8 protein-coding genes are annotated in these 8,582 nt (G+C 73.1%); 4 read left to right on the top strand and 4 right to left on the bottom strand.

Annotation, left to right across the window (positions count from 1 at the left end; genetic code table 11):
- The 3 genes from ACRX5S_RS04480 to ACRX5S_RS04470 form a co-directional block, all read right to left on the bottom strand.
- On the bottom strand, positions 1 to 3,016 hold a 3,016-nt coding region (locus ACRX5S_RS04480), incomplete at its 3' end, for a S8 family serine peptidase (RefSeq protein WP_436771407.1).
- Between the two features lie 345 nt (positions 3,017 to 3,361).
- On the bottom strand, positions 3,362 to 3,805 hold the full coding sequence (locus tag ACRX5S_RS04475) for a GNAT family N-acetyltransferase (protein WP_436771406.1): 444 nt from the start codon (positions 3,803 to 3,805) through the stop codon (positions 3,362 to 3,364).
- A 176-nt stretch (positions 3,806 to 3,981) separates the two neighbouring features.
- The gene (locus ACRX5S_RS04470; RefSeq protein WP_436771405.1) at positions 3,982 to 4,926 is read right to left on the bottom strand and encodes a beta-ketoacyl-ACP synthase III; all 945 of its coding nucleotides are present in this window, start codon (positions 4,924 to 4,926) and stop codon (positions 3,982 to 3,984) included.
- Between the two features lie 104 nt (positions 4,927 to 5,030).
- On the opposite strand from ACRX5S_RS04470, the gene ACRX5S_RS04465 reads away from it, so the two are divergent.
- The 3 genes from ACRX5S_RS04465 (at position 5,031) to ACRX5S_RS04455 (ending at position 7,231) form a co-directional block, all read left to right on the top strand.
- Positions 5,031 to 5,657: a TetR/AcrR family transcriptional regulator gene (locus ACRX5S_RS04465; protein ID WP_436771404.1), complete on the top strand. Its 627-nt coding sequence runs from the start codon at positions 5,031 to 5,033 to the stop codon at positions 5,655 to 5,657.
- A 51-nt stretch (positions 5,658 to 5,708) separates the two neighbouring features.
- Positions 5,709 to 6,488, top strand: coding sequence for a VOC family protein (locus ACRX5S_RS04460; protein ID WP_436771403.1), 780 nt, complete (start codon positions 5,709 to 5,711; stop codon positions 6,486 to 6,488).
- 71 nt (positions 6,489 to 6,559) lie between these two features.
- Complete coding sequence (locus ACRX5S_RS04455) at positions 6,560 to 7,231, top strand: HAD family hydrolase (RefSeq protein WP_436771402.1); 672 nt, start codon at positions 6,560 to 6,562, stop codon at positions 7,229 to 7,231.
- A gap of 6 nt (positions 7,232 to 7,237) precedes the next feature.
- On the opposite strand, the gene ACRX5S_RS04450 is transcribed toward ACRX5S_RS04455, so the two are convergent.
- Positions 7,238 to 7,591: a YybH family protein gene (locus ACRX5S_RS04450; RefSeq protein WP_436771401.1), complete on the bottom strand. Its 354-nt coding sequence runs from the start codon at positions 7,589 to 7,591 to the stop codon at positions 7,238 to 7,240.
- 153 nt (positions 7,592 to 7,744) lie between these two features.
- On the opposite strand from ACRX5S_RS04450, the gene ACRX5S_RS04445 reads away from it, so the two are divergent.
- Positions 7,745 to 8,582 (top strand): LysR family transcriptional regulator (locus tag ACRX5S_RS04445; RefSeq protein ID WP_436771400.1); only part of this gene is annotated, 838 nt, incomplete at its 3' end.

Here is an 8,582-nt window from a genome sequence, read left to right as displayed (position 1 = left end):
CCCCCGCGTCGCAGCCCCCGTCCGGCGGCCGCACCGACGAGAAGGTCCAGGTGGCGTCCACCCGACTGCCGAGCCGCAGCATCGGGTCGTCCCGCTCGGCCTCCAGGCGCAGCGCATACGTGGCCTTCTCCGGCGCCATCCCCGGCAGGTACGGGTAGAACACGTCCTCACTCGACGCGACTTCCTCCCCGTTCCGCGACAGCGTCACCCGTCCCCAGGCCGCGCCCCCTTCCATGACGCGGCCCGCCCCCGAGGGGTTGAACGCCCTGATCCCGGCCGAGCCGTCGTCGCCGCACCGCCCGAACGCCACCCACGGGCTCGGCGGCGCCTCGTTCCAGTCCTCGGTGCTCGTGCGCCCGGCCGGGTACGTCCGCGCGGCGCCCGACTCCATCCACCCGTCCGTCTGCAACACCGATTGCCAGGACAGCCCGGGCTGCACGCTCAGGTACGCCCGCGCGGTCCCCGGCAGCGGTACGGAGTGGAACCACCCGCCGAAGCTCCCGTCGCCCCATCCCGCGAGCCGGGACATGACGGCCGTCACCGGCTCGTGGTCGCCCATCGTGTGCACGCGGCTGTCCACGGCCGCGAGTTCGGCCGTCCTGACGGACAGCGTGGGGTTCGGCGGAATCGCCCCTTCGTGCGCCTGGGCGAGGTTGAACGACGCCGCGGGCTGCCCGCCCGACGCCGGCTTCGCCAGGAAGGCCAGCGCCCGATAGGCGTACTGCGCCCCGGTGTTCGCCTGCGGCACCGCGAACGCCTCGGTTTGCAGATTGTAGAACGACGCCTCGATCCCGGAGATGCCGCCGCCCGCGAACGTCTCCGCGTAGCCGAGGCGGCGGTGCTCCACCGTCGTCCCCTGCCGGTCGAGCGAAACGCCCGCCGGCAGCCCGCCCCGCGCGTCCGCCACCAGGGTCGTGTCCGCGTCGACCGCGGTGTCCGGCAGCGACACGAGCGTCCAACTGCGCAGCCGCGTGTCTGTCGCGGGTGTGAGTACCATCGCGTCCACGCTGTACCGGCCCTTCGGCACGCGCGCGACCGCGAACTCGCCCTGCGTGCGCACGTCGTACTCGACGCCGGAATCCACGTCGACCACCACGACGGCACCGCCGTCGAGCGCCGCGCCGTTGCGGTCGACGGCCTTGACCCGCAGGTCGTAGACCTCCGGCTCGTCGAACACCGAGAGGGCGGTGCGCACCAGCGCCTGCCCGTCCGGCCCCGACGCGACCAGCACGCCGCCGTACGTCCCGGCCTCGCCCGCCGCCGGATCCACCGTCACCGACACCGGAGCCGTCCCGTGCGGCGGCACCGTGACCCGGGTCGCGCCCAGCCGCAGCGGCATCGCGGAGTCCGAGACGACGGCCAGATCCAGCACCAGCGGCGCGTCCCCGTCGTTGCGGTACACCACCGTGCGCTCCACCGGCTCCGTGCTCGGCCAGCGCAGGTACGTGGACAGCGCCGCCGGACTTGCCGACACCGTGCGTGTGACGGCCGCCGCGACGTCGACCCGTCCCGTGCCCTGCTCGAACACGCCCATGTCCGGCCCCGGCGCGGTCGAGCCGACGAGCGCCTCCTTGATCCGCTCGCCCGTCCAGTCCGGGTGCTGCTGGGCCAGGATCGCCGCCGCTCCCGCGACGTGCGGGGTGGCCATCGAGGTGCCGCCGAGCCGCGTGTAGAAGTCGTCGATCGGCTCGCCGCGCCACGTGTCCGCCGCCCTGGCCGCCCCGATGCCGACGCCCGGCGCGGTGATCTCCGGCTTGGCCGCGTGGTCCCCGTCGCGCGGGCCCTGGGACGACGACGGCGCACGCCGGTTCTCGGCGTCCACGGAACCCACCGACAGCGCCGAGTTCGCGGTCGACGGGGCGCTCACCGAACCGGGGGCGCCGTCGTTGCCCGCCGCGATCACGAACAGCGCACCGGACGAGGCGCTGAGCGCGTCCACCGCCTGCGACATCGGGTCGGTGCCGTCCGAAGCGCCCGATCCCAGGCTCATGTTGACGACCCGGGCCTGCTGCCCGACGGCCCACTCCATGCCCGCCACGATCTGCGAGTACGTGCCCCAGCCGGTGTCGTCGAGGACCTTGCCCACCACGAGCCGCGTATCCGGCGCGACACCCGCGTACCGGCCCCGCGAGGCCGCCCCGCTGCCGGTGATGATCGACGCGACGTGCGTGCCGTGCCCGTTGCGGTCGATCGGGCCCACCGCGTCGCCGGTGAAGTCCGCGGACGCCGCCACCGCGTCGGAGAGGTCGGGGTGGTTCGGGTCGATCCCCGAGTCCAGCACCGCGGTCCGCACGCCCGCGCCGGTGAGGCCCGCCTGCCACGCCTGCGGTGCGCCGATCTGCGGAACGCTCCGGTCGAGCGACGCGCGGACCCGGCCGTCCAGCCAGATCCGGGCGATGCCGGGCGCCGCCGTCTTCGCCGTGCCCGCGTCGGCCGGGCCCGCGGCGACGGTACGCCAGAACGCGCCCGCGTCCGCCTTGCGTTCCGCGACCGCCTGGGCCTGGATGCTCGGCAGTTCGCGGCCGGGCACGGAACTCGCCGCGACCGAGGACCGCGCCGCCGCGGTCCCCGGGCCCTCGTACCGCACGATGAGCGGCAGCACGGGTGTGCGGCGGTCGTCGAAGCCGTCCCGCACCAACCCGGTCACGTCGAACAGTGCCGGGTCCAACACCCCGCGGTTGAGCAGCGCCAGAGCGTCGGACGGGACGACCGTCACGGAGCCGTTCCGCGTCGACCGCAGGAAGGACACGTCCTCGCGCCCCGGCGCCGGAGTCGCCGTCACCGCCTGCGTGCCGCCCGCGAACGTGTCGACCGTGACGACGTCGCCGGTGATCAGCGTGACGGACGCGCGCGAGGGCTGGGCGCCCGCCGGCCCCGACCCGGGCGGGCCCGCCGCGGGCGGCCCGGAACCGGGTCCGGACGCCGCCTGGGCGCCTCCCGTCCCCACCGCCCCCACGGCGAGCAGCGCGCCCGCCACCACACCGGCGACGAAACGGCGTCTGGCACGACGATTCATATGGGCTCTCCTTCCGGAGACGCACACGCCGCCGATCGGCATGGACGCCTCGTGGAGAGACGACCGGGAACCGCCGCTGAGTTGCCTCCGAACCGGACGAATTCCGTTGCTTCGACGACGCATCCGCGCGCTACTCGCTCAACTTGCCTGGAATCGCCGCCAAGTTCACACGGATGCGCGCTGTGGGATCACCCGGTTGCCGCCGCCGACGCCACCCGGATGCCGGTACTCACGCCACACGAACACCCGTGCCGACGCCACCCGGACGCCCGTCCCCCAGACGAGCGGCCGGGGCCACAACGGGACTTGCCATGCCCACGCCGACGACCGCAATGAAGGACGCCGCTATCGCAGCGCCTTCGCGAAGATGTACTCGGTGACCCCGGGCGGATAGTCCGGAACCTCGCCGACCAGCGTGTAACCCTGCCGCCGGTAGAACTCCGGGGCCTGGAAGTCCCAGGTCTCCAACCGGGCATGGCCGCAGTTGTGTTCGGTGTGGGCGATCTCCTCGGCGCGGGTCAGCAGGTCCGCGCCGAGCCCTTTCCCGCGCATGTCGGCGCGCACCCACAGCAGGTCGACGTGCAGCCACATCCCCCACACCTTGCCGGTCAGACCGCCGACCACCGTCGCGTCATCGTCCAACGCGTAGACGTGGACCGGGACATCGTCCCCGGCGGGGACGCCGCGCAAGCGCGCCATCGCGGGGGAGGCGGTCATATTGTTCTCGTCGAGGCGGTGGCCCAACCAGTCCTCGCGAGCCTTGTCGACTGCGGTGTCAAAGCGAACCATACGGACACCCTAGGGCGCCCGGCGATCAAGACGCGATCAACATCAGCCATCCGTGGACCCCGCGGGCGTCCCAGCGCCCCCGCCCCGAACCCGCGCCGAAGCAAACGGCGCCCGGTCCGTTCCGCGAGCACGTACACGCGGAACCGACCAGGCGCCGGAAAGCCTTCACCTGCCGCTCAGGGGCAGGCCACCACCTGGGCGGACCACGAGAGCCCGCCGCCGAAGCCCATCAGCAACACCGGGCTGCCCGGCGCCAGTTCGCGGCGCTCGACGAGCTTCGACAGCGCGATCGGCACCGACGCCGCCGACGTGTTGCCCGAGTCGACCACGTCCCGCGCCACGATCGCCGTCTCCGGCAGCCCGAGCCGCCGGACGAACGCCTCGATGATCCGCAGGTTGGCCTGGTGCGTCACGATGCCCGCCAGGTCGCCGACCGAGAACCCCGCGCGCTCGCAGGCCTCCCGTGCCACGGCCGGGAGTTCGGTGGTCGCCCAGCGGAACACCGCCTGGCCCTCCTGGGCGAACCGCGGGTGCCAGTCGCCGCCGATGCGCACCGCGTCGGAACGCGCCGGGTCCGAGCCCCAGGCCACCGGGCCGATCCCGGCGGTGTCCGCGGCACTGATCACCGCCGCCCCGGCGCCGTCGCCCAGCAGGATGCAGGAGGTGCGGTCGGTCCAGTCGGTGACGTCCGACATCTTCTCCGAGCCGATCACCAGCGCGTGGCGCGCCGCGCCCGCGCGCACGGAGTGGTCGGCGCAGGCCAGGGCGGTGCAGAACCCGGCGCAGGCGTTGTTGAGGTCGTACGTCACCGCCGACGGGATCCCGAGGCGCGCCGCGACGAGCGCCGCGGTGGACGGGCAGCGGTCGACCGCGGTACAGGTCGCCACGGTCACCAGCCCGATGTCGGCCGGTTCGAGCCCGGCCGCCGCCAGCGCCTTGTCGGCCGCCTCGGCGGCCATGTCGGCGACCGACTCGGTCTCCGCGGCGATGCGCCGGGTCGTGATGCCCGTACGCTGCCTGATCCAGGCGTCGTCGGTTTCGACGATGGCGGCCAGGTCGTCGTTCGTCAGCACCCGTGAAGGCTGGTAGTGGCCAAGAGCGATGATGCGGGAACCCGACAAGTGTCTCGTCTCCTCGAAGGACGGCGACGGGGGGCGATCCCGGGAAAATATAGCAACCGATCGATCGGACGCTAAATGTCCAGGATGTCGCTACGATGACCGCCATGAGCCCCCGCAGATCCGTTGCCGACACCCGTGGCACGCGCGCACGCATCATCGCCCGCAGCGCCGCGATCGCCTCGGTGGACGGACTGGAGGGCCTGACCATCGGACGCCTCGCCACCGACCTGGGCATGAGCAAGGCCGGGGTGCTCGGCCACTTCGGCACAAAAGAGGCCTTGCAGATCGCCGCATTGGACGGCGCCTCCGAGGAGTTCGTCCGGCTGGTCTGGGAGCCCGCCGCGGACCGGCCCGCCGGCATCGAGCGCCTTGTCGCCGTGTGCGAGGCCTGGACCGCCTATCTGGTGGGACCGCGCGCGTGGTTCCCCGGCGGCTGCCTGTTCACCACCGCGTCCATCGAGTTCGACGCGCGCGAGGGCCCGGTGCGCGACAAGGTCCTGCGCCTGTTCACCGGATGGCGCAAGAGCCTCACCGCCGACGTGCTCGCGGCCATCGAGGCCAAGGAACTCCCGCTCGACACCGACCCGGACCAGATCGTCTTCGAGCTGTTCGGCATCTACCTCGCGCTCAACCAGGCCGTGCAGCTCTTCCGCGACCCGCTCGCCGCCGAGCGGGCCCGAACGGCCGTACACCGCCTGCTGCCAAGTGGCGAGGCGGCCGCGGCGGGGTGACATTGGGTGGGTCTGCAACCACCCCAACCCCCCACCCGGAGGCGGACCCGCATGGCCGAGATCAGCGAACCGTACGCGCAAGGCACCCCCTGCTGGGTCGACCTCGTGGCGCCGGACCAACAGGCCGCTATCGACTACTACTCGGACCTGTTCGGCTGGAACGGCGAGATCGGGCCGCCCGAGTTCGGCGGCTACTCGATCTGCGAGCTGCGCGGCAAGCCGGTGGGCGGGATCGGCCCGGCGATGTCCATGGACGGCGCGCCCCCGCCGCCCACCGCGTGGACCACATACCTCAGCGTCGACGACATCGAGGCGACCGCGGCCGAGGCCACCGCCAACGGCGGCACGCTGCTGATGCCGCCGATGCAGGTCGGCGAGCACGGCCACATGCTGCTGTGCGCGGACCCGACCGGTGCCGTGGTCGGCGCCTGGCAGCGCATCGGGTTCTTCGGCGCGCAGCGGGTCAACGAGCCCGGCGCGCTGGTCTGGAACGAGCTGAACACCCGCGACCTCGACAAGGCCCTGCCCTTTTACGAGGCGGTCTTCGGCGTCACCTTCGAGGCCATGCCCGAGATGCCGTCCTACCGCGGCATGCTCGCCCAGGGGCGCGTGGTCGCCGGCGCCCAGGCCATCCCCGACGACGCGCCCGCCGAGATGCCCGCGCACTGGCTCACGTACTTCGCGGTCGACGACACCGACAGCGTCGTCGCGGCCGCGGTCCACGCGCGCAGCAACCTGCTCATGCCGGCGTTCGACATGTCGGCCGGACGCATGGCCGTGATCGAGGACCCCCAGGGCGGCGTCTTCGCGATCCTCAAGTCGAGCATGTAGCCGCCGCGGCCGCGGCCCCTCCGGGCGCCCGCGGGCGAAGAGCAGTCGATCACGCCCCCTAGGCTGGGGGCGTGATCGATGCTATTGAACTGGTCATTTTCGACTGTGACGGTGTGCTGGTCGACTCCGAGCGGATCGCCCTGCGCATCCAGCGGGAAGTCCTGGGCGGGATGGGCTGGAGCCTCGGCGACGACGAGATCGTCGACCTGTTCATCGGCCGCTCCGCCGCCGCCATCGGTGCGATAGTCGAGGAACGCCTCGGCACCGGCTCCGGAGCGCACTGGCACGAGGTGTTCCACCGCCGCCACCGCGAGGAGGTCGACGCCGGGCTCCCGCTGGTCGACGGCATCGCCGACGCCCTCGACGCGATCCTGCCGCGCGTGGCGACCTGCATCGCCTCCGGCGGCGACCACGGCAAGATGCGCCACACCCTCGGCACCACCGGCCTGTACCCGCGCTTCGAGGGGCGCATCTTCAGCTCGACCGAAGTGCCGCTCGGCAAGCCCGCCCCCGACGTCTTCCTGCTCGCCGCCGCGCGCATGGGCGTCGACCCGGCGTCGTGCGTCGTGGTCGAGGACAGCATGTACGGCGTGCAGGCCGCGCGGGCCGCCGGAATGCGAGCGTACGGCTACACCGGCGGCCTCACCCCGGCCGAGCGCCTGGCCGGGCCCGGGACCGTGCTCTTCGAGGACATGCGCGACCTGCCGGGGCTGCTGGGCTACGAGGCACCGGCGGCCGCCTAGCCGCGCTCAGCTCTCCGGGCGGTCCAGCACGCGTAGCCACGTGCCGTCCGTCTGGCGGCGGGCCACCTGCACCCGGCCGCCGGTCCCGTCCTTCGGCTTGGTCGACGTCAGGGCCAGGTCGCCCGCGACGACGGTCGGCAGCGGCTCCTCGACCTCGAACTTCACGTTCGCCGCGATCAGCTGCCGCCAGGCCGCGCGGATCGCGTCGCGGCCGGCGATCTCGTTGCCGACGGGGTACGCCAGGACCGCGTCCGCCTCGTACAGCTCCGCGAGCCCGTCGGCGTCCCCGGCGTTCAGGCGTTCGACCACCAGGCGGGCAATGTCCTCGGGGTGGCCGGCCTTCTCACGTGTGGCAGTCATGTCGGTCCTCATTCCTTGCTGGCCGGACGTGCTTGTGGGCCTTCTGCTTCCTTGCTCTCCGTGGGGCTGCTCCGTGCCCTCACACCTCCATGTTCGGCCGACCCGGTCCATAAGTCCAAGACATGGTTCTTATGCGAACTAGAATCATTGGTTATGGAACTCCGTCAGCTCGAATACCTGGTCGCCGTCGTCGACGAGGCGGGTTTCACCAAGGCCGCGGCCCGCCTGCACGTCGCCCAGCCCGGCGTCAGCGCGCAGATCCGGCAACTCGAACGCGAGCTGGGGCACGAGCTGCTGGACCGGTCGGGGCGCACCGTGCGGCCGACCCGGGCGGGGGAGGCGGTCCTGCCGTACGCGCGCGCCGCGCTGGAGAACGCCGCCGCGGTGCGCCTGGTCGCGGACGAACTGGCCGGCCTCGTCCGCGGGCGCGTCGCGCTCGGCACGATCCCCTCCCGGCCGCTGTCCGAACTCCCGGCCATGCTCGCGGCGTTCCACCGCAGCCACCCCGGCGTCGAGATCACCCTCGCGGAGGACCGCTCCGACCTGCTCCTCGCGGCCGTCCGCGCCGGGCGGCTCGACCTTGCCGTCGTCGGCGTCGCCGGGGAACGGCCGCCGGGGCTCGGCGGCGAGGTCATCACGGAACAGGAGATGGCCGCGGCCGTACCGCCGGACCACGCGCTCGCCAAGCGGCGCACGATGCCGCTGCGGGCGCTGCGCGACGTCGCGCTGGTCTGCCTCTCGCGAGGCAGCGGGATCCGCGCGGCGCTCGAACAGGCGTGCGCGGACGCCGGGTTCACGCCACGCGTGGCCTTCGAGGCGGGCGATCCGCACGTGGTGGCGGAGTTGGCCGCGCAAGGGCTCGGTGTCGGCGTGCTGCCCGGCGCCTTCGCCGCGGCCCACCCATCCGGGCTGCGGGCGGTCGCGCTCACCCCCGCACCGGTCGGCCGCATCGAACTGGTGTGGCGGGACGACGCCCCCGCGAGCCCGGCGG

It is taken from the genome of Yinghuangia sp. YIM S09857, from assembly GCF_051388915.1.
In the GTDB taxonomy this organism is placed as follows: Bacteria; Actinomycetota; Actinomycetes; order Streptomycetales; family Streptomycetaceae; genus Yinghuangia.
This window is presented reverse-complemented; position numbering and strand designations above follow the sequence as displayed.